This is a genomic window from Streptacidiphilus sp. ASG 303, assembly GCF_020991365.1.
Lineage (GTDB): Bacteria > Actinomycetota > Actinomycetes > Streptomycetales > Streptomycetaceae > Peterkaempfera.
Map to the genome: position 1 here is coordinate 29,499 of NZ_JAJLRA010000002.1, position 23,795 is coordinate 53,293.

Consider the following 23,795-nt stretch of genomic DNA (forward strand, 5'->3'; position numbering starts at 1 on the left):
GGGGTGCGGTGCGGGGCGGCCGGGGGTCAGCCGCTGTGGAGCATCTGGTAGAGGGCGGGGAAGGCGATCAGGGCGGTCATCAGCATGGTCAGGGCGGATCCGGGGGCGACCATGCGCTCGCTGTCGGTGTTGGCGCGGGCGAGGTCCTCGGCGAGGAGTTCGGCGCGCAGGCTCCTGGACCGGGCCCGCAGCGTGTCGTACACGGCGGCGCCGTCGGTGCCGGAGATGCGCATGATGTCGGCGACGTCCTGCAGGGGGGTGAGGCCGAGCTCGTCGGCGAGCGCGTCCAGCCCGTCCCACGGCGGCAGCCGGTCGGTGGCGGCGCGGTCCAGGGCGTCGGAGAGCCGCCGGAAGACCGCGCCGCGGCCCACGGCGGCGGCGCGGACGAGGGAGTCGGCGGGGCCGCAGTCGGCGGCGCGCTCCAGGGCGACCAGTTCGAGGTAGGAGGCGACGCCGTGCAGGTACTCCACCCGCGCCTCCTTGGCCTCGCCGCGCACCACCGCGTCCGGCACCATCCAGAGCACGGCGGCGAGCACCGGCCCGGCGAGGGCGGGCAGCAGCACGGGCAGCGCCACGTCGAGGAGGGCCGCGAGCGCGCCCAGGTAGGCGGGGAGCAGCAGGCCGAGCAGGGCGAAGAGCAGCTTGTGGAGCATGAAGCGGGCCGGGGTGCGGCCGATCAGCGCCAGTTCGCGGCGCGGGATGCGGGCGCCGGGCAGGGTGGTGCACCGCTCCCCGAGCCGGTCGTACCAGCGGTCGGGCGCGGCGGGGGCTCCGGGCCGCTCCCGCGCGGGGGCGCGGTGCAGCCGGTCGAGGGCGGAGCCCAGGTCGGGCGGGGCGGGGCGCAGCTCGGACGCCAGCAGCGCGACGCCGCCCGCGGCGGCGGCGCCCGCGAGGACGGCCCAGGGGGAGATCATCGCAGCTCCTTGGCGGGGGTCGCGGCGGACAGCGGGCCGGTGCGGACCGGCCCGGAGCCGTCCGCGCCGGCGGCGGGCGCGCGGTCGCCGTCCTCCTCGTCGGCGGCCTCCGGCCGGGGGGCGCCGACGCGGCTGCGCCGGTCGGGCTCCAGCAGGCGGGGCAGCGGCGGGTGGGAGGCCAGGCTGCGCATCCACAGCACGACGGCGACGAAGGCCGCGGCGAGCAGCGCCAGCACCAGCTGGCCGAGGACGGTGCCGTAGGGGGCGGTGTAGCGGCGGTTGAAGGACCCGGCCACGACCACGCCGAGGATGATGGTGACCAGCCACCGCACGGTGGTGCGGTGCTTGGCCCGGTCGGCCTCGATCGCGCGGCGCTGGCGGACCTCCTCGCGGACCGACTCGGCCATGTCGGCGAGGGCGCGGGCCAGGCCCGGCCCGCGGTCGGAGGCCCGCAGCACCAGGGCGGCGAGGACCTTGTCGGCGGTGGCGTCGCACAGCTGGTCGGCGAAGGCCCGCAGCGCCTCCTCGGGCCGCCAGCGGGCCTGGAGGCGGGAGGCCAGGTCGGCGACCTCGCCCTCCAGCAGGGCGGGGGCGGTCCGGCGGCTGGTGACGATGGCCTGCTCCAGGCCGACGCCGAGGAGCAGCACGTCGGCGAGGCGCTGGGTCCACTCGGAGAGCGCCTCCAGTTTCTCCACCCGGTGGGTGTGGGAGCGGGTGGTGTCGAAGAGCCAGGGGATGCCGAAGACGGCGGCGGGCACCAGCAGCACGGTCAGCGGGACCCCGCTGAAGAGCCACATCAGCGGCCCGCCGGCGGCGGACGCGCCGAGCTGGACGCGGCGCAGGCGCAGCACGCGCGGGTCGGCGGTCCCGGGCGCGCCGTACCAGAGGGTGCGCAGCCGGAGCGCGAGCGGGCCGGGCCCGTCGGACGCGGCGGCCCCAGCGCCGAGCAGCCAGGCGGCCAGGCCGACCAGCCCGGCGGCGACGGCGGCGCCGCACACGGCGTAGAGGAGCATCAGGCACGGCCTCCGATCCGCAGGTCGAGGGGGGCGCCCCAGGCGCCGTGGGGGGACTGCAGCATGCGGTCGTCGAACCCGGCGCGCCGCAGGTCGTCGAGGCAGGCGGGCGGCGTGTGGGGCACCGCGCGCGGCTCGCCGTCGCGGGGGCCGAAGACGGTGTTCATGGCGGGCCTCCCGCTCTCGCCGAGGCCGGTGACCTCCAGGACGTGCGAGACGAAGCGGTGGCGGCGGCCGCCGACGGCGGTCTCGTCGACCATGGCGACGTGCACGACGAAGTCCACGGCGTTGGCGGTGAGCCGGTAGGCGAGGGTGTCGGTCATGTGGGCGCCGTACTCCAGGCAGAGCTCGGCGATCCGGTCGACGACCATGTGGGGGCCGCGGGCGTGCAGGGTGCACATGGAGCCGCCCTCGCCGTTGGTCATCACCCGCAGCATGGGCACGACCTCGGAGGAGCGGACCTCGCCGACGATGATGCGCGAGAGCGTCATGCGCAGCGCGGCGGGGATCAGCTCACCGATCGTCAGCTCGCCCGCGGTGCGGCCGTCGACCCGCTCACCGTTGCCCTCGCGGGCCTCCATGGGCACGACCTGCCGCAGGTGGCCGAGGGTGTGCAGCCACAGCTCGTACTCGCTCTCCAGGGTGCCCACCCGCTCGTCCGGCGGGATCTCCCCGGCCATGGCGCGCAGCAGGCTGGTCTTGCCGACGCCCTGGGTGCCGGTGATCATCACGTTCTTGCGGGCCCGGATGGCGGCGGCGAGGAACGCCGCGAGGGTGGGGTCCACCGTGCCGAGCGCGACCAGGTCGCGCAGCGTCGCGGACGCCACCCGGTGGCGGCGGATCGCCACGTACGGGCGGGGGGTGACCTCGGTGAGCGCCTGGAGGCGCATGCCGCCCTCCAGGCGCAGGGCGAGGGTGGGGCTGGCGGTGGAGAGGCTGCGCTCGCCGCCGCCGTGCTGGCGGGCGAGGTCCTGGAGGAGCTCGACGAGCTCGGTGTCGCTGTCGGCGACCGGGGGGACGCGGCGCAGCGGCTGGTGGACCTTCGAGACCCAGACGTCGTCGCAGCCGTTGATGAGGATGTTCTCGATGTCGGGGTCGTCGAGGTACGGCTGGAGGCGCCCGGCCCGGAACAGCAGGTCGTAGACGGCCTCGGCCAGCGCCCGGTCCTGCTCCCGGGTGGGCGGCACGCCGTGCGCCTGGGCGTGGGCGTCGGACCAGCGGGCGACGGCCTCCTCGATCAGGGCCCGGCCGCGCTGGCGGCGGTGGGCGGCGTCGGCGCCCGCGCCGTGCGGCTGCCGGGCGAGCTGCTCGTGCAGTTCGGCGGCGACCTGGCGCTTGAGCTCGCGGGCGACCTGCGGGTCGACGGCGGCGGGGGCCGCGGCGACGGCGGCGGGGGCGGTCCAGCCCGCGGTCCAGCCGGCGGGCGGCGCGGCGGGGGTGCCGCCGGGCGCGGGCGCCGGCGCGGACAGGGCGGGCAGGCGGGCGGGGTCGGCGGGGACGCTCCCCTGCGGGACCGGCCGGGCGGCCGCGTAGGGGTGGCCGGCGGCTGCGGGGGCGGCGGACCGGGGGGCGGTGTCGGCGGGCCTGCCGTGCAGGGGGGCTCCGTACGGGGAGTCGGCGTGCGGCGGCTCGCCGTGCGGGGGCCCGGCGGCGGGGCCGCCGGGGGGGGGGCCGCCGGGGACGGGGCGGCCGCGCAGGGGCTCACCGTGCACGGAGCACCTCCTCGCCCTGGTCGGCGGTCCCGCGGGGGGCGGTCCCGCCCTGGGGCGGGAAGGGCGCGGGCGGGGCCGGCTGCGGCGCCACCGGGCCGGGAAGCGGCCCGTAGGGGACGCCCGGGGCCGGCACGCCGTCACCCGGGCGCGGCGGGACGGAGGTGGCGAAGGGGTCCGGGTGCGCGGGGGCGGACCGGTCCGCGGGGTGCGCCGGCCCGGCGGCGAAGGGGTTCGGCGCCGCGGCGGACGGGGCGTGGCCGGCGGCGGGGCCGTACGGTGCGGCGGCGGACGGGGCGCCGCCGTACGGCGCGGTCCCGTACGGGTCGGTCCCCTGGCCGGGGAACGGGGCCGGCGAGGAACCGGGCTGCGGGGCGGCGTGCGGCGGGAAGGGGGCCGGCGCCGGGGGCTGGGGGGCGAGGCCCGTCAGCGGACCGGTCGCGGCGCCCGTGCCGCCGCCCGGCGCGGATCCGTACGGCACGGCGCCCTGGACCGCGCCGCCGTACGGGGCACCGCCCCGGGCCGCGCCGCCCTCCCCCGCGGCCCCGTACGGGAGGGGGCCCGGCGGCGGGGGGTCCTGCCGCGGGGCCGCGGCGCCGGGGGCGAGCCGCACCCGCCGCCGGGCCGCCAGCAGCCGCACCTCGTCGGCGGCCGAGCGGGCCGCCCGCATCAGCTCCGAGCGCACGAAGCGCCGGTCGGTGGTCTCCCCGCCGTCCGAGAGCACCCGCGCGGTGCGCGGCGCGTACGGCAGCAGTCCCAGCACGGGCGCGCCCAGCTCGCGGGAGACGTCGGCGGCCGGGTAGGGGCCCTCCTCGACGAGGAGCAGGCCGAGGGCGTCCGCGCCGGTGCCCGCCGCGTCCAGGTCGTCGCGGAGTGCCGCGAGGCGGGGCCGGGCCGCGCTGAGCCCGCGCAGCGTCGAGCGCACGGTCAGCAGCACCGCGTCCGCCCGCCGGGCGAGGGGTGCCCCGGCCCCGTGCGCGCCCGAGCGGCCCAGGTCGACGACGACGTCGTAGCCGTGCTGCTCCAGGGCCTGGAACGCCTCGGCCAGCGGCTCCCAGGTGTAGGCGAGGCCGACGGCCTGGGCGGGGTCGGTCAGTCCGGGCAGCAGCAGCCGGTCGGCGGCGCCCCCGGGCGACAGGTCGACCAGCTGCTCCCACAGCTCCTCGGCGAGCCGGCCGCGGCGGTCGGCGACGGCCAGGTTGCGCAGCCCGTACACCGCCTCGACGCGGCCCTCCAGGGCGCCGGCGAGGACGGCGCCGCCGTCCGGGTCGCACTCGGCGAGCAGGACGCGGCGGCCCTCCGGGAGCGGCCAGGCGAGCAGCAGGGCGAGGGCGGAGGTGGTCGCCCCGGGGGCGCCCGGGGTGCCGGCGACCGCGATCACCGCCATCAGCCGCCGCTCCTCTCCGGGACGGGGGCCAGGACGACGAGGAACCTGCCGCTCGCCACGATCTCCGCGAGCCGCGGCCCGTCGGAGGCGTCGACGGCCATGTCGACGACGGTGGTGCCGTCGGTGTCGGTGCCGCCCACGGTGACGACGGTGGCGGACAGGGTCTGGGGGCGGGCGGCCGAGGAGGACGCGGAGCCGCTGCGGTCGGCGTCCGGCGTGGAGACCACGAGCACCCGGCGGCCCGGCTTGAGGGCGGTGGCGGGCAGCTGGGTGTGCTTGGCGGCGACGCCGACGATCTGCTGCCCGGCCTGCACGACCGCCTGGTCGGTGACGTCGGCCTTGGTGAGGAGGGAGCCGCGTTTGAGGTCGTTGGTGGCACGCATGCCGACGGCGCGGTCCAGGTCGGCGCCGTCCAGCGGGCGCAGCGCGGGGTCGCCCGCGATCCGGGCGACGGTGAGGTCGCCCGCGGTGAGCTGCTGGCCCGCCGGGACGTCGCGGGCCAGGGCCAGGACGGAGACCCGCTCACCGGTGGCGGTGTAGAGGGCGGCGCCGCCGAGCCCGCCCGCCGCGACCAGCGCGACCGACAGGGCCAGCACGGCGGGGCGCCGGCGCCGGGCGCGCAGCGCCCTGGGGGGCGCGACCGCGGCGGGGCGGTCCGGTGCGGCCCGGTCCGGCGCGGTCCGCTCGGGCGGCCTGCCGTCGCCGCCGGCGGCCGGCGCCGGCGGGGACGCCGACAGCGACGGGAATGCCCTGTTCTCCACCCGACTGTGCCTTCCGTGCGTGGCGCCCGTGCCCGCCGGGCCGGTGCGCGCGAGGTGCGGTGGTGCGTGCGGTGTGGTGCGGTGGTGCGGACTGCTGCGGTGCGGTGCGGTGGTGCGTGCGGTGCGGGGCCGTGCTGCCGGCCGTGCGTCAGTTGAGGACCTGGACCTCGGCGACCTTGAACCGGAGCGCCGCGCCCTCCGTGGGCAGGTCGGGCGGGGGGTCGATCGGCTGCACGCCGGTCCCCTCGATGGTCGCCGTGATGTGCCAGTACAGGGTGGTGCTCACGGTGAACTCCTCGTTCGGGTGCCCGGCCGAGGAGTGCGCGTAGGTGTGCCCGCAGTCGGGCGACTCGCGGCCGCCGTCCTCGGGGCGGTAGGGCGTGCCCGTGCCGGGGCACTCCAGGTCGGTGCCGTCGCCGAGGTGCCAGACGACCTTGGCCAGGGCGGCCTCGGCCCGGACGGTGACGCCCCGGACGGTGAGCGCCTTGGAGGGCCGGGCGGCCAGCGGGTCCGTCCACAGCCAGACCGGCATGCCGACCAGCGGGGTGCCCTTGCCCCCGGGAGCGGTGTGCAGGGCCGGCTTCGGGTAGCGGAGCTGCGCGATGGCCTGCAGCGCCACCTGGCGGGGGTCGGGCGGCGGTTCGGCCCCCGGGGGCGCCGCGAGCCAGACCGGGTCCTTGACCACGAGGCTGCCGTCGGCCTGGCGGCAGACGCGGTCGTAGACGGCCCCGTCCTTCGGGTCGTGGCCGCCCCAGGCGGGGTCGCCGGCGGCGGGCTGCGGGTCGGTGCGGGAGTAGTAGCAGCCGTCCGAGGTGTTGAACCAGCCGAGGTCGGGGTCGGTGCAGGGGTACTCCCTGCCTGCCCAGGTGCAGGTCTGCGGACCGCTCCCGCCGCCCCCGCCGCCGCTCCCCCCCGTGGGGGTGGAGCCGGGCGTGCCGGGGACGTGGACCTCGACGCAGGTGACCTCGTTGTGGCACTCCCAGACGCCGCCGCCCGGCGGCGGGTCGCCGGCGGCGGCCGGCTGGGCGATGGTCATGAGCGTGCCAACAGAGAGGGCGAGGAGCGTCCCGCCCCGCGTGGGGAGCTTCAGCATGTGCGGCCCTTCTGCGCGGTCAGACGGGTGACGAGCCAGGCGTCCCCGCTCTTGCGGGCGGTGCCGGTGACGACGTACCGGGTGAGCCGCTGCCGCGGGTCCCGGGGCTGCTTCGTGCGGGCGTCCACCTGGTGCCAGCCGGTGACGTCGAGGCAGTCCTCGACGGTGGCGGTGGGCGGGGAGGCCGCGAGGTCGAGCGCGGTGACCCGCGCGTCGTTGACGGGGCTCCCCCGCATCGCCATGCCGGCCTCCTGGAGGTTGCGGAGGTTGGCCAGGGTGCCGCTGAGCGCCTGGCCGGTGGAGTACAGCCGCAGCGCGGCGGCCGCCCGGCTGCCCCGCTCGTACGCGGCGGCCTGGGCCTGCCACCAGCCGTCCCACACCGCGAGGAGCTGGCGGGCCTCGACGCCGGTCCGGCCGTCGTCGGGGACCGCCGGCGCGGGGCCCGACCGCGCCGTGGCGGCGGCGGTGGGGCCGGCGGGGGGCCGGGGGCGGGCGCCGAGGCGGTCCACGGTGCCGGGGGACGGGGGCGCGCAGCCCGCGAGGAGCAGGGCGGACGCGAGCAGGGACAGGGAGGCGGCGGGCCCGGCGGTCCGGGCCCGCGCGGCCGGCGGCGGCGCGCCGGGGCATGCGCGGGCCACCGCTCCGCTCCCCCGCCCCCCGGGCCGCCCGTCGCGGACCGCCGGAGGACGCCACACGTGCGCACGTCGTCGCATCGGCCCCCCTCGCCGCATCCCGACCCATCTGTGGCAGTGGTCGGCAGAATATGCCTGTCGGCCCGTCATGTCCGCCGTCGGGGCGATTCTTCGCCGTCCCGTCGACTCCCGGCAACACCGGCGGTCACCGAGACTACGCAGAGGGTGGGCGGCTTGGGGAGTCCTTCCGGTCCAGAAGTGCCAGAAGTTCTCCGGAAAGCGACGACTGCGACAACATGCCCCGGAGGGCCGCCGGATTGCGCAGCAGGAGCCGCCCGCCCGGCGCGGGCGCGAGCAGGCGCGCCTCCGCGCGCTCCCGTGCGCCCAGGCGCGTGCGGACGGCGGGGTGCAGGTCCGCCGGGGAGACCGCCCCGGGGAGGCCGGGCACGCCCTGCCGCACCACCCGGGCCACGGCGTCGGCGAACGAGCCGTCGGCGCCCGGCGGCACCGGCCCGCGCCCGCGCCGGGGCGCCGCCCAGGGGGCGACGCTCCCCCACAGCGGCACCCGGGAGTGGTCCAGCAGTTCGGCGGGGCCGCCGTCGCCCCGGTCCAGCGCCTCCCAGGTGTCGCGGTCCGCCACCGCGTCCACCAGGAGCAGCGTCTCGCGGTGGCCGCCGTGGACCATGGCGCTCACCACCCAGTCCCAGGCCAGGCCGCGCCGGTACGCGTTGTCGCGGGTGCTGCCGGCCGTCACCAGGGCGAGCCGCCGCTGCCGGGGGTCGGCGACCAGGCGGCCGAGCAGGCAGACCACCAGGAACCGGCCCTCGCGCCCGGCCGCCTCCTGGACCGCCGTCAGCATCGCGTTGGCACCCGCGTCCGGGGACACCACCGCCGTCCGGCCGGGGCCGGGCACGCCGTCGTACCAGGCGCCGTGCAGGGCACCAGCCAGCAGACCGGCGCCGCGGCCGGCGTCGGCGGTGCCGGCGAGCGCCCGCTCGCCCCCGCACTCCGCTCCGATCACGACCAGGTCCGCCGCCAGGGTGCCGCCCACGGGCCCTCCTCTCGCCGGCCTCCACTCTGGCGCACGCGGGCGCCGCGCGGGGGCCGGACGGCGCGGTCCGCCGGACGGACGGCCCGTCGGGCGGCCGGGCCGCCGCCCCCGGGGAGGTGCGGGCGGGGGCGCGGGCGGGGAGGCACGGGCGGGGAGATACGAGTGAGGAGGTACGAGTGAGGAGGTACGGACAGGGGGGTACGGGCGGCTTCAGACCACCGTCACCGGGCGCGGCCCCATCGCGTTGCGCTTCGCGGGCAGCCGCAGGCTCACCATCCGCCGCCACCCGTAGGCGGCCTCGTAGAGGTAGAGCAGGTGGAGCCCCGCCGCGAGGGCGGCGCGCTGCGGGCGGGGCCAGCCGAGGATGCGGCCCATGCGGCGCATGACGGCCAGTCCGACGTCGCGGTGGGTGCGGATCTCGGCGCGGGCCGTCTCCCGGAGCACCGCCCGGATGGCCTTCTCGTGCCCCTGGTCGGCGAGGCGCAGCAGCTCCTCGTGGCAGTAGGCCAGGTGGTTGTCCTCGTCCGCGGAGATCATGCGGACCGCCCGGCCGACCTCCGGGTGGTCGCCGAGGACGCGCGCCAGCAGCCGCATCTCCTCCGCGGCGCGCTGCTCGGTGACCCGGCTGTGGGCCAGGTAGGTGATGACGTCCCGGTCGTCCATGGGCCGGTCGGACCGCAGCCGCTCGTGGAGCAGTCCGATGCCCTGCCGCTCCAGCAGCATGCAGTAGTCGGTGTCGGGCGGGACCGGCACCGGCTCCAGGCCGCGCCTGCGGAGCAGCTGGGCGAAGATGCGGCCGTGCTTGCGCTCGTCCGCGCCGTGACGGGCGATCTTGGGGGCCAGTTCGGGATCCCTCACCAGGGCGGCGATGCGCTCGTTCTCCCACCCGCCCTGGTTCTCGTCCTGGGCGGCGATGCTGCAGAACAGCCTGAAGGCCTCGTCGTTGTCGTGGATGGCCTGGAAGAGACTGCGGGCGGTGAGCATGGCAACCACCTCTCGGACGGCGCGCCACACGGCGGGCGGGCGGGGGTCCCGGGCCGCCCCGACCCGGTACGGGCAGGCGGCGGCAGAGCCGCCCCGGCAGCCGTCTGCATCGTAACCACGGGGTGTCCGGGCCGCCCGCCGTGGCGGTCGGGCGGGTGGCGCGGTCGCAGCCGGGCGGTGGCGCGGGAGCGGACGGCGGCGTCCGGCGCGCCCCGCGTGGGTAGTCTGCGGTGGAGATCGGCGCACGGCCGCGGTCGGGCTGCGGGACCGCACGCCGCCGCGGATCGTGTCCGAACCACCGACCATGGAGGCGCTGTGCCCGGCTCCACCCCGCGGTCCACCCGGCCCGACGACCCGTCCCGCCCGTCCGGCGCCGGCCGGGCCCTCTCCCTTCCCGGCGCGGCGCTGCGGCGGCTGCGGCCCGCGGCGTTCGGCGCCGAGCCGACCGGCGCCCGCCTGGAGCGCATCCTGCGTTCGCCGCACTTCGCGGACGGGTCCTTCCAGAACCCGGTGCCCACCCGGCGGCTGGCCGGCGGGTCGCCGTTGCAGGGGCTGACGGCGGTGCTGGGCGCCGACCGGTCGCGCCGCAGGCCCGCGACGGCCGTGCCGCTGCACCCGCTGGCGGCGGCCGACCTCGCCGAGCCGCCGGCCTCGGGGCTGCGGACGACATGGCTCGGGCACGCCACCGTGCTCGTGGAGATCGACGGGCGGCGGGTGCTGATCGACCCGGTGTGGAGCGAACGCTGCTCGCCCTTCGCCCGGACGGGCCCCCGCCGGCTGCACCCGGTGCCGCTGGCGATGCGGGACCTGGGGCGGCTGGACGCGGTGGTGGTCTCGCACGACCACTACGACCACCTGGACATGGCGACCGTGCGGGCGCTGGCCCGGCACACGGAGGCGGTCTTCGCGGTGCCGCTGGGCGTCGGCGCCCACCTGGAGCACTGGGGCGTGCCGGAGGGGCGGATCACCGAGCTCGACTGGTGGGAGTCGGCGCAGGTCGCCGGGCTCACCCTGACCGCGGCACCGGCCCGCCACTACTGCAGCCGCGGCCCGCGCACCAGCCCGCACCTGCTGTGGGCGTCGTGGGTGGTGGCCGGTCCGGACCACCGGGTCTACCACAGCGGGGACACCGGGTACTTCCCCGGCTTCGCGGGGATCGGGGAGCGGCTCGGCCCGTTCGACGCGGCCATGGTGCAGGTCGGCGCGTACGGCGACCTGTGGCCGGAGGTGCACATGACGCCCGAGGAGGGCGTGCGGGCCCACCTCGACCTGCGGGGCGGCCTCCTGCTGCCGATCCACTGGGGCACCTTCGACCTGGCGCCGCACCCGTGGGAGGAGCCCGCGGAGCGCACGGTCGCGGCGGCGCTGGCCGCCGGGGCGCCGGTGGCGGTGCCGCGGCCGGGCGAGCCGGTGGAGCCGGCGGACCCGCCGGGGCTGCAGCTGTGGTGGCGGACGGCGGCCGTGGTGCCGCCGGGCGGCACCGGGTGGCCCGCGCTCGGCACCCGGGCCGTCCGCGGGGCGGCGGGGGAGGCGGCCGAGGCGAGGGCGGCCGCGGAGGCGGCCGAGGCGCCGGGACGGGCAGGGCCGGGGGCGCCGCCCGACGAGGACACCGTCCGGCCGGGCGGCGTGCACGCCTGACGGACGGCCGGGCCCCGCGGACCCGCTCAGCGCTCGGGCACGGGCACGGGTTCGGGTACGGGTGAGGGTGCGGGGACGGCTGCCGGTGCGGGGGCGGCGGTCGCGGTCCCCGAGGCCACCCGCACCGAGCCCGTGGCCGTGCCCGCGCCCGCCCGGCCGGGTCGGCGCGACAGGACGGTGAGCAGGGCGAGGCCGCCGCCGACGACCGGGACCGCGTAGGCGGCCACAGGGCCGCGGTGGTCCACCGTCCAGCCCCCGACGGCCTGGCCCGCGGCGATGCCGCCGACGATGGCGGTGACCAGCAGGCTCATCCCCTCGTGGAGGCGCGCGGCGGGGACACGGGCCTGCAGCAGGCCGGTGCCGCTCGTCATGGCCGGGGCGGTGGCCATCCCCGCCACCAGCAGGCAGGCCGCGAGGACGGCGGTGTGCCCGCCGCCCCACAGTGCGCCGGCCAGGGGCAGCAGCGTCGCCAGGGCCATCCGGGTGACGGCGCGGGTGAAGCGGCCCTCCGCGGTGCCGCGCGGCGCCGCCGTGCCGTACAGGATCCCGGCGGCGCAGGAGCCGGTGGCCTGGAGGGCGAGCATCCAGCCCGCCGAGGCGCGGTGGCCGAGGTGGTCGGCGAGGGCGATGGTCGCCACCTCCATGCCGCCGAAGACGACGCCGGCGGCGAGGAAGACGGCCAGCAGCGGCGCGGTGCCGGGCGGCGGTGCGAGCGGGTGGCCGTGGGCGTCGGGCCGGTGCGGCGCCACGGGGGGCTCGGTGGCCCGCTGGGCGGTGAAGAGCAGCACGCCGGCGAGGAGGAGGACCGCGCCCGCGACCGTGCCGGCCTGCGGGGAGAGCGAGGTGCAGAGCCAGACGGCGAGGACCGGGCCGAGCATGAAGCAGAGTTCGTCGACGGCCTGTTCGAGGGCGTTGGCGGTGTGGCGGGCCGACGGGTCGTCACGGTGCAGGTGGGCCCAGCGGGCGCGGGACATGCCGCCGGTGTTGGGGGCGGCCGCGGTGGCGGCGTGCGCGGCGAAGAGCGTCCAGACGGGGGCGTGCCAGCGGGCGCAGAGGGCGAACGCGACGGCCCCGGCGGCGGCGAGGACGGCGGCCGGGAGGGCGACGCGCGCCTGGCCGCGCCGGTCGACCAGCCGGGCGGTGAGCGGTCCCGCCACGGCGGTGGCGGCGAGCCCGGTGGCGACGACCGCGCCGGCCAGGGCGTAGGAGCCGTGGGCGGAGGCCACCATGGTGAGGGCGCTGACGCCGAACATGCCCGCGGGCAGCCGGGCGACGAGGCCGCCCGCGGTGAAGGCGAGGGCTCCGGGGGTGGTGAGGAGGCGGCGGTAGGCGTTCACGCGACCACCCTGTCCGGGGGCGCCAGGGAGGGTCAAACACCTGTTCAGACGGTATTCACACGGAGACGTTGTCAATCCGGTGTTCAATGGCGGGGTGCACCCGCGTACCGACCCCCGCCTGCTGCGCGCCTTCACGGCCGCCGCCGAGACCCTGCACTTCACCCAGGCCGCGGCGCGGCTCCACGTCGCCCAGCAGGCGCTGAGCCGGGACATCCGCACCCTGGAGCGCGACCTGGGCTGCGACCTGTTCGTGCGCACCACCCGGCGGGTGCAGCTGACCGCCGACGGCGAGCGGCTGCTGCCGTACGCCCGCCGGGTGCTGGCCGCCTGCGACGAACTGGCCGCCGCCTTCGCCCCGGCCGCCCGCCCGCTGCTCGTCGACGTCGGCGCGGAGCGGACCACCCCGGCGCGGGTGCTCGCGGCGGCCCGCGAGGCCGCCCCGGAGACGGAGCTGGTCGCCCGGTACAGCAGCGGCCTGACCGGGGCCGCGGACGCGATCCTCGCCGGACGGCTGGACGTCGCCTTCGGCCGGGCGGCCGGACTCGCCCCCGCCGTCCGGTCCCGGCTCGCCCACTGCCCGGTGCGCTACGAGCCGATGGCCGTGCTCCTGCCCGCCGACCACCCGCTCGCCGCCCGCCGCGAGGTCCCGCTGTCCGCGCTCACCGGCGAGGCCCTGTACGCGGCGGCGGGCAACCCGGCCACCGCCGAGTGGACGGACCTGGCCCGGCGGCTGCTGGACGGCCGGGGCGTGGACCTGGTCGCGCCCTTCCCCGGGATCGACGGCGCCCGGGAGTTCACCCGGCTGGTCGGCAAGCACCGCTGGTCGGTGCTGGCCAGTACGGACTTCGGCGAGGTGCCCGGCTTCGTGCTGCGCCCGCTCACCGACCCGGTGCCGCTCTCCCCGGTGGCGATGGTCTGGCGGCGCGGCCTGCGCCACCCGGGCCTGGACGCCCTGCTGTCCGCCGTCCGGGAGCTGGCCGGGGCCGCCGGGTGGCTGGAGCGCCCGCCCGGGAGCTGGCTGCCCGCGGCGGACGCCCGGCTGATGGCCGCCCCCTCGTCCGGCTGAGCGCGCGGACGCCGGACGGACCCGGCGCGCAGTGCGGGCGGGCGGAGCCGGGGCGAGGACGGGAGTGCGGCACGTCGGGCGGCGCGCGCCGGGCGGCCGCGCCGGGACGGGACAGTGCGGCGGCCGGAGTGGACGGCCGATTGCCGCTGGCGCGCGGGCGGCGGCGTGCGGTGTGATGGTGTCCGCAGCCGTACAGCACCGTAACGAGGAGACGCCCATGACAGCCCCGGTGTCCGGGACCCCGGAGGGAGCAGCCCCCGCGGAGGCCTGCGCGCCCTCCGCCGTGCGGGCGGCGGCCCCGCCCGAGGCGCAGGCGGGCGCGGCGGTCGCTGCGGCCGCGGTGCCCGCCTCCCCGACCGGTCCGCCCGGTCCGACCGCTCCGGCCGCTCCGGCCGATCCGGCCGCCGGGGCGGCGCCCGCCGCCGCACGGCAGCGGACCGGCGGGGCCGTGTGGGCCGCCCTGGCCGTCGTCTACGTCGTCTGGGGCTCGACCTACCTCGGCATCCGGATCGTCGTGGAGACCATGCCGCCGTTCCTCTCCGCCGCCGCCCGGTTCGTGACGGCGGGTCTGCTGCTGGCCGGCCTGGTCGCGTGGCGCCAGGGCCCGGCGGCGCTGCGCGCCACACCCCGGCAGCTGGCCTCGGCCGCCCTGGTGGGGCTGCTGCTCCTGGTCGGCGGCAACGGCCTGGTGGTGCTCGCCGAGACCTCCGTGCCGTCAGGTCTCACCGCGCTGCTGATCGCGGTGGTGCCGGTGTGGGTGGTCCTGCTGCGCACCGCCACCGGCGACCGCCCCCGCCGGGCGACCTTCGGCGGGGTGCTGCTGGGCCTGGCCGGACTGCTGGTGCTCACCGCCCCGGGCCTGAGCGGCACGATGAAGCTCGGCGGACTGGCCACCGTGGTCGCGGCCACCCTGATGTGGTCGGCCGGCTCCTTCTGGTCCGCCCGCATCCCGATGCCCGCCAACCCCTTCGCCGCGAGCGCCTACGAGATGGCCGCCGGCGGGCTGGGCTGCCTGGTGATGGGGCTAGTGCGCGGCGAGCAGCACGGGCTCGACCCCGCCGCGGTGTCGGGCCGCTCCTGGGCGGCGCTGGCCTACCTGGTGGTCTTCGGCTCCCTGGTGGCCTTCACGGCGTACGCCTGGCTGCTGCACACCGCGCCGCTCTCGCTCGTCGCCACCTATGCCTACGTGAACCCCGTGGTCGCGGTCCTGCTGGGGTGGCTGGTGCTGGACGAGCCGGTGAGCGCGTCGATCCTGCTGGGCGGCGCGGTCGTGGTGGCGGGCGTCTGCGTGGTGGTCAGCACCGAACGGCGGCGCTGAGGACGCGCCCGGGGCCGCCTCCCGGGCGCGCGGGTTTCGCCGAGGGCTGAGCGGTGGTTCGCAGGCGCACCCTGGCGTCGGCCGGGGGGCGGGGAGCAGGATGGCGGCCATGCCCGAAACCACTTCCTTCCACGACCTCGCGGCGTTCACCGCGCTCCCCCGGGTCTCCTCCCTGGCGCTGTCACCGGACGGGACCCGTCTGGTGACGGCCGTCCAGGAACTCTCCGCCGACGGCACCCGCTACACCGGGTCGCTGTGGGAGGTCGACCCCGCCGGGGAGCGCCCCGCCCGGCGGCTGACGCGCTCCGGGCGCGGCGAGTCGGCCCCCCGCTTCCTCCCCGACGGCACCCTGCTCTTCCTCTCCTCCCGTCCCGCACCGGACCCCGCCGAGGGCGAGGAGGACCGCAAGGAGGCCGCCCTGTGGGCGCTGCCCCCCGGCGGCGGCGAGGCCGCCCCGCTGCTGCGGCGGTCCGGCGGGATCGGCGAGTACGCGGTGGCGTCCGCGGCCGGCGCGGACCGGGTGGCGTTCGCCGCGTCGCTGCTGCCCGGCGCCGAGGACGCCGCGCAGGACGCCGACCTGCGCAAGGCCCGCGAGAAGGCCAAGGTGACGGCGGTCCTGCACGAGGCGCCGATCGTCCGGTACTGGGACCGCGACCTGGGCCCCGACGTGCCGCACGTGTTCACGGCGGCCGCCGGACCCGCCGTCGCCGCCGCGGGCACGGTCGCCGACGCCGACGCCGTCGACTGCGGCACGCGCGGCGTGGACGCCGCGGAGGGCCTCGCCCTCTCCCCCGACGGGACGCTGGTGGCGTACACCGTCTACCTCGGCACCCGGCCCGACGAGATCCGCGCCGCCGTCGTGGTGGCGGACGCCGCCACCGGCAAGGTGCTGCGCACCCTCCAGGAGCCGGAGGCCGAGTACTCCTCGCCCGCCTTCGCCCCGGACGGCCGCACGCTGGTCTGCGTCCGGGAGCGGCGCCTGACCTGGGAGGAGAGCTCCGACACCACCCTGTGGCTGGTCGACGCCGCCGACGAGCAGGACGCCGGGCGGGACCTGCTGCCCGGCTTCGACCAGTGGCCGGGCGCGCCGGTGGTCTCGCCCGTGCCCGGCCCGGACGGCGCGCCGGTGGTCTTCTTCACCGCCGACGAGGCCGGCCACGCCCCGGTGTTCCGGGTCTCCGCCGGGAGCGGCGAGGTCGTCCGGCTGACGGCCTCCGGCGCGTACACGAACGTGGTGGCCGCGCCGGACGGCGGCGCGGTCTACGCGCTGCGGTCCGCGATCGACGCCGCCCCGGCGCCCGTCCGGCTGGACGCGGCGGCGGCGGACCAGCGTCCCGAGGCGCTGCCCTGCCCGGGCGCCGTGGGCGACCTGCCCGGCACGCTCGCCGAGGTGGCGGCCGAGGCCGAGGACGGCACCGCCCTGCGCGCGTGGCTGGTCCTGCCGCACGGCGCGTCGGCCGACGCCCCCGCGCCGCTGCTGCTGTGGGTGCACGGCGGCCCGCAGAGCAGCTGGAACGCCTGGACCTGGCGGTGGAACCCGTGGGTGGCCGCCGCCGCCGGGTACGCGGTGCTGCTGCCCGACCCGGCGCTGTCCACCGGCTACGGGCAGCGGATGCACGACCGCGGCTGGGGGGACTGGGGCGGCGCCCCGTACCGGGACGTGCTGGCGCTCACCGACGCCGCGCTGGAGCGCGACGACCTGGACGCCGCGCGGACCGCGATGATGGGCGGCTCCTTCGGCGGCTACATGGCCAACTGGATCGCCGCCAACACCGACCGGTTCAAGGCGATCGTCACCCACGCGAGCCTGTGGAACCTGGTCGCCTTCGGCGGCACCACGGACTTCCCGCCGTACTGGATGCGCCACCAGGGCGACCCGCTGGAGCGCACCGAGCGCTACGAGCGGTACTCGCCCCACCTGCGGGCCGCGTCCATCACCACGCCGATGCTCGTGGTCCACGGCGACAAGGACTACCGGGTGCCGATCGGCGAGGGGCTGGCGCTCTGGAACGACCTGTGCCGCTTCGGCGTGCCGGCGAAGTTCCTGTACTTCCCCGACGAGGGCCACTGGGTGCTCAAGCCCAACAACAGCCGGCTCTGGTACTCCACCGTCCTCAACTTCCTCGCGCACCACGTGCTGGGCGAGGAGTGGCGGCGGCCCGAGCTGGTCTGACGCCGGGTCGGGACGCCCGGCGGTCCGGTCCTCCGGGCCGCCGGGCGTCCCGGTCTCCGGGAGGGCCGGCCTCCGGGAGGGCCGGACCCGTCCGCGGGCGGCCCGGCACGCGCTACCGCGTGCGGGACCGCCCGCGGCGGCGGGCCAGGCCCCAGCCGCCGCGCTGGACCAGCAGGGTCAGGACGCCCGCGGCCACGATGCCCAGCAGGTTGAGGGCGAGCTGCTGGGACGACCCGACGGCCTGGGCGACGTCGCCGTAGCCGAGCGCCACCGCGGCGTTGGCCGCGGCCGGCACGGTGGTAACGGAGATCGCCACGCCCACCAGGGTCCCGGACCGGGCGGAGGTGAGCGAGAGCAGTCCGGCGATCCCGGCGAGGAAGGCGACCACGAAGGACATCGGGTCGGGCTGCCAGATGAACGAGGTGTTGGGGCGGTCCCCGTCGAAGCGGGCCCGGCTGAACAGCCCCAGGGCGTCCATCAGCAGGGAGAAGCCGACCGTCAGCAGCATCGCGACGGCGAAGCCGACCACCAGCGCCAGGAGCGAGCGCCAGGCCAGCCGGGGCCGCCGCTCGACCAGGGCCACGCACACCCCGGCCAGCGGGCCGAACTCCGGTCCCACCGCCATGGCGCCGACCACCAGGATCGCGCTGTCCAGCACCGCCCCGCAGGCCGCCAGCATCGTCGCCAGGGCGAGGAACGCCAGGAACGTCGCCGAGAGGGTGGACTCCTCGTGGGTGGCGTCCGCCACCGCCTCCCACACCACCGCGTCGGCGCCCTCGCCCGGAGCCTCCTTCTCCGCCCGGTCCGCGTGGCGGGAGAGGGAGAGGCCCACCTCCTCCGCGGTGATGGCGCCCTCCTCCTGGAGGCCGCACTTCTGCAGCGCGGCGATCAGGCCGTCCGCGGCCTCCCGCGCCACGTCGCACAGCACCAGGTCACCGGCGGGGCGGCGGGCCGCGCCGGGGAGGACCACGACGTGGGTGACGCCGACGGTGCCGTCCAGGCAGGCCCGCACCTCGTCGGCGAGGTCGGCGGGCACGATCAGGCGCAGGTGCAGCACGTCAGCTCCAACGGCTCCGGCGGGACGGGGCGGGCCGGACCGGGCTGCGCCCGGCCGGGGTCGGCGCCCCAGGGTACGGGGGCGGTCCAGGGTACGGGGCACGGGCCCGGCGGACGGGCTCAGCCCGCGCCCAGGGCGTCCCGCAGCAGCCGGGCCTCCTTCACCAGCCGGGAGGAGCCGCCGCGGGCGGCGAGCGCGGTCACCTCCGGCACGGCGCCGCGCGCCCGGCTGCGGCGGGCGCGGGGGCGGCCGCGCCCGGCGGCTGAACCCCGCCCCCGCGGGTACGCGCACCGGGAGGACGCCGCTGCCGAGGGCGGGCCGCCGACCGGCCGCCGGCGGGTGAATATCTCACATGTGAGATACGGTTCGGGTGTGACAGATGACTACCTCGCTCGCATCGGCAGGCTCATCCGCGACGCCCGCAAGCACCGGGGCTGGACCCAACTGCAACTGGCCGAGGCACTGGCCACCAGTCAGAGCGCCGTCAACCGCATCGAACGGGGCGGACAGAACATCAGTCTTGATATGATCGCCCGCATCGGCGAGGCGCTCGACAGCGAGATCGTCTCCCTCGGCTACGCCGGCCCCATGCACCTGCGGGTGGTCGGCGGCCGCCGCCTCTCGGGCAGCATCGACGTCAAGACCAGCAAGAACGCCTGCGTCGCCCTGCTGTGCGCCTCGCTGCTCAACTCCGGCCGCACCACCCTGCGCCGGGTCGCCCGGATCGAGGAGGTCTACCGGATCCTGGAGGTGCTGGCCAGCATCGGCGTGCGCACCCGGTGGACCAACGACGGCCGCGACCTGGAGATCGACCCGCCGGAGCAGCTCAACCTGGCCGGGATGGACGCCGACGCGGCCCGCCGGACCCGCAGCGTCATCATGTTCCTGGGCCCGCTGATGCACCTCGCCGACCGCTTCCGCCTGCCGTACGCGGGCGGCTGCGACCTGGGCACCCGCACGGTGCAGCCGCACGTCAGCGCCCTGCGCCACTTCGGCCTGGAGATCACCGCCACCGGCGGCATCTACCACGCCGAGGTCGAGCGCGGCGCCTCGCCGGGCCGCCCCATCGTGCTGACCGAGCGCGGCGACACCGTGACCGAGAACGCGCTGCTCGCGGCCGCCCGCCACGACGGCGTGACCGTCATCCGCAACGCCAGCTCCAACTACATGGTGCAGGACCTCTGCTTCTTCCTGGAGCAGCTGGGCGTCAAGGTCGAGGGCGTCGGCTCCACCACGCTCACCGTGCACGGCGTCCCGCACATCCACCGCGACGTGGACTACAGCCCGTCGGAGGACCCGGTGGAGGCGATGAGCCTGCTGGCCGCCGCCGTGGTCACCTCGTCCGAGCTGACGATCCGCCGGGTGCCGATCGAGTTCCTGGAGATCGAGCTCGCGGTGCTGGAGGAGATGGGCCTGGACCACGAGCGCGGCGGCGAGTACGCCGCGGACAACGGCCGGACCCGGCTGGTGGACCTGCTCGTGCGGCCCTCGAAGCTGCGGTCCCCCATCGACAAGATCCACCCGATGCCGTTCCCCGGCCTCAACATCGACAACGTGCCGTTCTTCGCAGCGATCGCCGCGACCGCGCAGGGCTCCACGCTGATCCACGACTGGGTCTACGACAACCGGGCCATCTACCTCACCGAGCTGACCCGCCTCGGCGCCGGCGTCAAACTGCTGGACCCGCACCGGGTCCTGGTGGAGGGTCCGACACGGTGGCGGGCGGCGGAGATGATGTGCCCGCCGGCGCTGCGGCCGGCGGTGGTGGTCCTGCTGGCGATGATGGCGGCGGAGGGCACGTCGGTGCTGCGCAACGTGTACGTCATCAACCGCGGCTACGAGGAACTGGCGGAGCGCCTCAACTCGGTCGGCGCGCAGATCGAGATCTTCCGCGACATCTGAGCGGCGGACGGCGCCCTGCGGCCGCCGGCGCGGCACCCCGGCCACCCGGACCGCCGTGGTCCGGGTGGCCGGGCGCCGTCCCCGCCCGCGACGTCACGAAGGAGCTCCGCCTATGGCCGGGGCACGCCCCGGTACCGGGGAGCCGGACGTGGCCGCCCGCACCTGGCTGGGCGGCCCCCGGGAGCGCTGACGCCCGCCCGGGCCGCCTCCCCCCTCTTCGGCCCCCTCCGGGCGCGCCCCGTCGCCGCAGCTGTCCGCGGCACCCGGCGCGGGCCCCTTCCCCCTCCGCGTCGGCGGCGGGGGAAGGGGCCCGCGCGTGTCCCACGCGCCCCCGCGGGTCAGGTCCGGCAGTCGTCGCCGGCGAGGCTGAACCGGGCCGGAGGACGGTTGCCCTCCTCCCAGGAGGCGAGGAAGCCCAGGGTGAAGGACTGCCCGGCGGCCACGTCGGTGTTCCAGTCGATCGCGGAGAGCCGGGCGGCGGGTCCCGCGTCGCGGAGCACGGCGTTCCACAGCTGCACGACGCGCTGCCCGTCGGGGAAGTCCCAGCTGAGGGTCCAGCCGTGCAGCGGCCGGGCCGAGGTGACGGTGAGCTCAGCCTGGAACTGCCCGCTCCACTGGTTGACCACCCGGTACGCCACCGAGCAGGACGCCGGCGCGGCGGTCCGGGCGGCCGGCGGCGGGGCGGACCGCCGGGACGGGCGCCCCGCCGGGGACGCCGGGGCTGCCGGGCGGGCCGGGCCGGAGCGGGCGGCGGCGGGCGTCGCCGTCGGTGCCGCCTCCGGCGGCGCGGTGCCGGGCAGGCCCAGCCACCGCTGCTGCGGGGAGCCGCCGCGGGGCTTGAGGGCGACGTCCGAGCCCTCCCCGCCCGACAGCGCCGTCAGGGCGAGGTCGGGCGCCGTACGCGGCACCAGCAGCCCCTGCACCGTGAGTTCGAACCGCATCCGCGCGGCGCCGCCGCCCCCGGTGGGGCAGGGGCCCAGGCCGGAGCCGAGCGACGCGTCGCCCCGCGAGTCGAGGCAGAGCCGGGGGTCGCCGAGGTTGCGGAGCAGCGCGTCGGCGGCGTACGCCCACTGCTGGGTGGGGGCGCCGTCGCACCGGGCGACGACCACGTCGGCGCCCGCCCGGGGGGTGCCTCCCCTGACGTCGAGGCAGCCGCCGGAGGCGGCGTTGCGCAGTTCGGTGCGGAAGGCCCCGGCCGGGGGTGCGGGGAGCTCCCCGGACGACGCGCTGCCGACGGGCGCCGTGGACGCGCCGGAGGGGCCCGCGGCGGCGGAGGTCCCACCGCCCGGGGCGGTCCGGCCGGCGTGCGGGTCCCCGCCGCCCTCGGCGGTGCGGAGGGTGGCCGCGACCACCACGGCGGCGCCCAGGCCGATGAGGACGGCCGCGAGGCCGACGCGGCCGGCCGGTCCGGGCCGGCGCCGCCGTGCGGCACGGGCGTCCCCGGCGGGCCGCGGGGCGGCGCCCGGGGCCGGGGCCGTCGGCGGGGCGTCCGGGCCGCCGGGCCGTGCGTCCGTCCGCACGCCCGGCCGTGCGTCCGTCCGCACGCCCGGCTGTACGTCCGGCCGTACGTCCGGCAGCGCGCCTGGCGGACCGGCCGCGCGGGGCCCGGGGACGAAGCAGCGCACGCCGGGTTCTCCCAGGAGGTCCGCGGTGAACGCCGCGGGCCACCGCTCACCGGAGCCGGCCAGCCGGTCGGCGGCGGAGCGGCAGACCGGGCAGTCGGCGAGGTGGCGGCGCAGGTCCGCGGAGCGCAGGGTGCCGCCGCTGCGGGTGGAGACGTCCAGCAGGCCGGCGTAGCGGCGGCACCGCTCGTCGCCGAGGGTCCCCAGGTGGGCGCGGAGGCAGCGCTCGCGGAACAGTTCGCGCGCCCAGACCAGCTGCTGCTCGGCCTCGGCGGGGTCGACGCCGAGCAGGCGGGCCGCCGCGGCGGGCGGCTCGCCCTCGACGGCGCAGTGCCACAGCAGGCCGCGCGCCGCCTCGGGGACGGCCCGGTAGGCGTGGAGCGCGGGGGTTCCGGGCCGGCCGGCGGCCGGGGGGTGCCCGGCGGCGGGGTCGAGGTCGGCGGCGCGGCCACCGGCCCGCCAGGCCTCGGCGGCCGCGCGGACCTGCAGGAGGAGTTCGGGTCTCCAGGCGGTGGAGGGGCCGTTTCCGGCGCGCACCCGGTGGAGGGTGCGGGAGAAGGCCTGGGCGGCCAGCCGTCCGGCGGCCGCGGGGGACGCGGTGCACGCCGTGGCGTAGGCGAAGGCGGCGTCCCAGTGGCGGGTGAGCAGCTGCTCGGCCGCCGCTGCGGGGTCGCCGTCGGGGCCGCCGCGCCGTACCGCCCTGATGAGGGCGCTGTCGGGGGGAGCGGCCGGATCCGCGGACGATGCCGTTAAGTCGGTCACGGAGGGGAGGTCCTTGCGGGGAGCGGGAGCGGGGTCGGGGTGGGGAGGCCGCCGCCTCCCCCGCGGGGCGCCGGGCCGTGCGGCACCGGACCCGCGCCGGGCGCCGGAACCGGGGGTCCGTGCCCCGGAGCGCACACATTACAAGCGGTCACTCCCCCAAGCGATCACATGTCGCTAACTTGTCATGACCTGTACGGAAATCACCTCTCCGTGGTCCGCCGGGGCCCGCTCCCGCCCGTCGGCGCCCCGACCGGCGGCCCACCCGGGGGCGCGTCCCGGTCCCGCCCGGGACCGCCGCCCGCGGCCCGGCGCCGGAGCGCCGCCCCGGGCGAGAACAGGTTCCATCCGCCCGCACGCCTCCCCGGGCCGCCCCGGCGTAACCGGGGTCACACCGGCCGGGCGGGCCCGTCTGCCACCATGGGCAGGTGACCGACGTGACGGAGCAGCAGACGGGGGCGGGGACGGCGGGCAGCACCTTCGCGGAGCTGCTGCGGCTGGACGAACTGGATGAGAACCTGTTCCGGGGCACCTGTCACGCCGGCGCCCCGCTGCGGGCCTTCGGCGGCCAGGTCGCGGCGCAGGCCCTCACCGCGGCGGGGCGCACCACGGACGCCGGCCGGGCGGTGCACTCGCTGCACGGCTACTTCGTCCGCCCCGGCGACCCACGGCGCCCCATCGTGTACCAGGTGGAGCGGGTCCGCGACGGACGCTCGTACACCACCCGCCGGGTCGGCGCCGTCCAGCGCGGGGAGGTCATCTTCACCCTCTCCGCCTCCTTCAAGGAGCCGGAGGAGGGCGCCGAGCGCCAGCGCAGCGCACCGGGGGTTCCCGGGCCCGAGGAGCTGCCCGACCCCTACGCCGCCTGGGCCGAGGCGGACCCGGAGGGGTACGCGGCGTCGGCGCTCTCCCGCACCCTGCGGATGCGCTTCGTGCCGCCCGGCTCCCCGGGGCTGCCGCCGGAGGTGCCCGGCATGCCGCAGCAGTTCGTCTGGCTGCGGGCCGCGGCGCCGCTGCCCGCGGACGAGCCGCTGCTGCACGTCTGCGCCCTGACCTACCTCTCCGACCTCACGCTGGCGTCCACCACCGCCCTGCACCTGCAGGAGCCCCGCTTCCGCCGCTCGGGCCCGCCGCGGCTCACCCTGGCCTCGCTGGACCACGCGATGTGGTTCCACCGCCCGTTCCGCGCGGACGAGTGGCTGCTCTTCGCCCAACGCAGCCCCTCGTCGTCGGACGGACGGGGCCTGGCCCTCGGCGAGTTCTACGACCGCGGCGGGGCGCTGGTCGCCTCCGCCGTCCAGGAGGCGCTGGTGCGGGAGCGTCGCGCCCCCGCGGCGGACCGGCCCTCCGCACCCGGGCCCCGGACGCCCTGAACCGGC

At 78.2% G+C, this 23,795-nt stretch carries 18 protein-coding genes; 6 read left to right on the forward strand and 12 right to left on the reverse strand.

What is annotated here, in order from left to right:
* Positions 1-26 precede the first annotated feature (26 nt).
* From LO771_RS02895 to LO771_RS02935, 9 genes are all read right to left on the reverse strand, one after another.
* On the reverse strand, positions 27-914 hold the full coding sequence (locus LO771_RS02895; protein ID WP_230647985.1) for a hypothetical protein: 888 nt from the start codon (positions 912-914) through the stop codon (positions 27-29).
* The gene (locus tag LO771_RS02900) at positions 911-1,927 is read right to left on the reverse strand and encodes a type II secretion system F family protein (RefSeq protein WP_230647986.1); all 1,017 of its coding nucleotides are present in this window, start codon (positions 1,925-1,927) and stop codon (positions 911-913) included. The genes LO771_RS02895 and LO771_RS02900 overlap by 4 nt, the downstream gene beginning before the upstream one ends.
* The gene (locus LO771_RS02905) at positions 1,927-3,639 is read right to left on the reverse strand and encodes a CpaF family protein (protein WP_230647987.1); all 1,713 of its coding nucleotides are present in this window, start codon (positions 3,637-3,639) and stop codon (positions 1,927-1,929) included. The genes LO771_RS02900 and LO771_RS02905 overlap by 1 nt, the downstream gene beginning before the upstream one ends.
* Complete coding sequence (locus LO771_RS31220) at positions 3,629-5,023, reverse strand: hypothetical protein (RefSeq protein ID WP_230647988.1); 1,395 nt, start codon at positions 5,021-5,023, stop codon at positions 3,629-3,631. The genes LO771_RS02905 and LO771_RS31220 overlap by 11 nt, the downstream gene beginning before the upstream one ends.
* Positions 5,023-5,784 (reverse strand): SAF domain-containing protein, encoded by a 762-nt coding sequence (locus LO771_RS02915; protein WP_230647989.1) that lies wholly within the window; start codon positions 5,782-5,784, stop codon positions 5,023-5,025. Before LO771_RS02915 ends, LO771_RS31220 begins: the two co-directional genes overlap by 1 nt.
* Positions 5,785-5,932: 148 nt before the next feature.
* Positions 5,933-6,877 carry a hypothetical protein gene (locus LO771_RS02920; protein WP_230647990.1) on the reverse strand — a complete coding sequence of 315 codons (945 nt, stop codon included), beginning with the start codon at positions 6,875-6,877 and terminating at the stop codon, positions 5,933-5,935.
* Complete coding sequence (locus tag LO771_RS02925; RefSeq protein WP_230647991.1) at positions 6,871-7,515, reverse strand: hypothetical protein; 645 nt, start codon at positions 7,513-7,515, stop codon at positions 6,871-6,873. The genes LO771_RS02920 and LO771_RS02925 overlap by 7 nt, the downstream gene beginning before the upstream one ends.
* 208 nt (positions 7,516-7,723) lie before the next feature.
* Positions 7,724-8,560: a hypothetical protein gene (locus LO771_RS02930; protein ID WP_230647993.1), complete on the reverse strand. Its 837-nt coding sequence runs from the start codon at positions 8,558-8,560 to the stop codon at positions 7,724-7,726.
* 210 nt (positions 8,561-8,770) lie between these two features.
* Positions 8,771-9,544: a ferritin-like domain-containing protein gene (locus LO771_RS02935; protein ID WP_230647994.1), complete on the reverse strand. Its 774-nt coding sequence runs from the start codon at positions 9,542-9,544 to the stop codon at positions 8,771-8,773.
* A gap of 405 nt (positions 9,545-9,949) precedes the next feature.
* On the opposite strand from LO771_RS02935, the gene LO771_RS02940 reads away from it, so the two are divergent.
* Positions 9,950-11,182 carry an MBL fold metallo-hydrolase gene (locus tag LO771_RS02940; protein ID WP_230648319.1) on the forward strand — a complete coding sequence of 411 codons (1,233 nt, stop codon included), beginning with the start codon at positions 9,950-9,952 and terminating at the stop codon, positions 11,180-11,182.
* 26 nt (positions 11,183-11,208) lie between these two features.
* Here LO771_RS02940 and LO771_RS02945 read toward each other — a convergent pair whose 3' ends face one another.
* The gene (locus LO771_RS02945) at positions 11,209-12,519 is read right to left on the reverse strand and encodes an MFS transporter (RefSeq protein WP_308188818.1); all 1,311 of its coding nucleotides are present in this window, start codon (positions 12,517-12,519) and stop codon (positions 11,209-11,211) included.
* A 94-nt stretch (positions 12,520-12,613) separates the two neighbouring features.
* On the opposite strand from LO771_RS02945, the gene LO771_RS02950 reads away from it, so the two are divergent.
* The 3 genes from LO771_RS02950 to LO771_RS02960 all read left to right on the forward strand — a co-directional run bounded on the left by LO771_RS02950 (position 12,614) and on the right by LO771_RS02960 (position 17,076).
* On the forward strand, positions 12,614-13,585 hold the full coding sequence (locus LO771_RS02950) for a LysR family transcriptional regulator (protein WP_230647995.1): 972 nt from the start codon (positions 12,614-12,616) through the stop codon (positions 13,583-13,585).
* A gap of 448 nt (positions 13,586-14,033) precedes the next feature.
* Positions 14,034-14,903, forward strand: coding sequence for an EamA family transporter (locus LO771_RS02955; protein ID WP_374228067.1), 870 nt, complete (start codon positions 14,034-14,036; stop codon positions 14,901-14,903).
* A gap of 109 nt (positions 14,904-15,012) precedes the next feature.
* Complete coding sequence (locus LO771_RS02960) at positions 15,013-17,076, forward strand: S9 family peptidase (protein ID WP_308188819.1); 2,064 nt, start codon at positions 15,013-15,015, stop codon at positions 17,074-17,076.
* A gap of 112 nt (positions 17,077-17,188) precedes the next feature.
* On the opposite strand, the gene LO771_RS02965 is transcribed toward LO771_RS02960, so the two are convergent.
* On the reverse strand, positions 17,189-18,133 hold the full coding sequence (locus tag LO771_RS02965; RefSeq protein WP_230647999.1) for a DUF389 domain-containing protein: 945 nt from the start codon (positions 18,131-18,133) through the stop codon (positions 17,189-17,191).
* Between the two features lie 372 nt (positions 18,134-18,505).
* Between LO771_RS02965 and LO771_RS02970 the strand changes: the two genes are divergently transcribed.
* Entirely contained in the window at positions 18,506-20,035 is a 1,530-nt protein-coding gene (locus LO771_RS02970) for a UDP-N-acetylglucosamine 1-carboxyvinyltransferase (protein ID WP_230648000.1), read from the forward strand.
* A gap of 338 nt (positions 20,036-20,373) precedes the next feature.
* Here LO771_RS02970 and LO771_RS31225 read toward each other — a convergent pair whose 3' ends face one another.
* The gene (locus LO771_RS31225; RefSeq protein WP_230648001.1) at positions 20,374-22,419 is read right to left on the reverse strand and encodes a cellulose binding domain-containing protein; all 2,046 of its coding nucleotides are present in this window, start codon (positions 22,417-22,419) and stop codon (positions 20,374-20,376) included.
* 425 nt (positions 22,420-22,844) lie between these two features.
* On the opposite strand from LO771_RS31225, the gene LO771_RS02980 reads away from it, so the two are divergent.
* Positions 22,845-23,789, forward strand: a complete 945-nt coding sequence (locus LO771_RS02980; RefSeq protein WP_230648002.1) for an acyl-CoA thioesterase II — start codon at positions 22,845-22,847, stop codon at positions 23,787-23,789.
* The last annotated feature ends 6 nt before the right edge of the window (positions 23,790-23,795 follow it).

Excerpts from the sequence above, each read along its gene's own strand:
- LO771_RS02895 (WP_230647985.1), bottom strand. The coding sequence starts at position 914 with ATGATCTCCCCCTGGGCCGTCCTCGCGGGCGCCGCCGCCGCGGGCGGC.
- LO771_RS02900 (WP_230647986.1), bottom strand. The coding sequence starts at position 1,927 with ATGCTCCTCTACGCCGTGTGCGGCGCCGCCGTCGCCGCCGGGCTGGTC.
- LO771_RS31220 (WP_230647988.1), bottom strand. The coding sequence starts at position 5,023 with ATGGCGGTGATCGCGGTCGCCGGCACCCCGGGCGCCCCCGGGGCGACC.
- LO771_RS02920 (WP_230647990.1), bottom strand. The coding sequence starts at position 6,877 with ATGCTGAAGCTCCCCACGCGGGGCGGGACGCTCCTCGCCCTCTCTGTT.
- LO771_RS02935 (WP_230647994.1), bottom strand. The coding sequence starts at position 9,544 with ATGCTCACCGCCCGCAGTCTCTTCCAGGCCATCCACGACAACGACGAG.
- LO771_RS02960 (WP_308188819.1), top strand. The coding sequence starts at position 15,013 with ATGCCCGAAACCACTTCCTTCCACGACCTCGCGGCGTTCACCGCGCTC.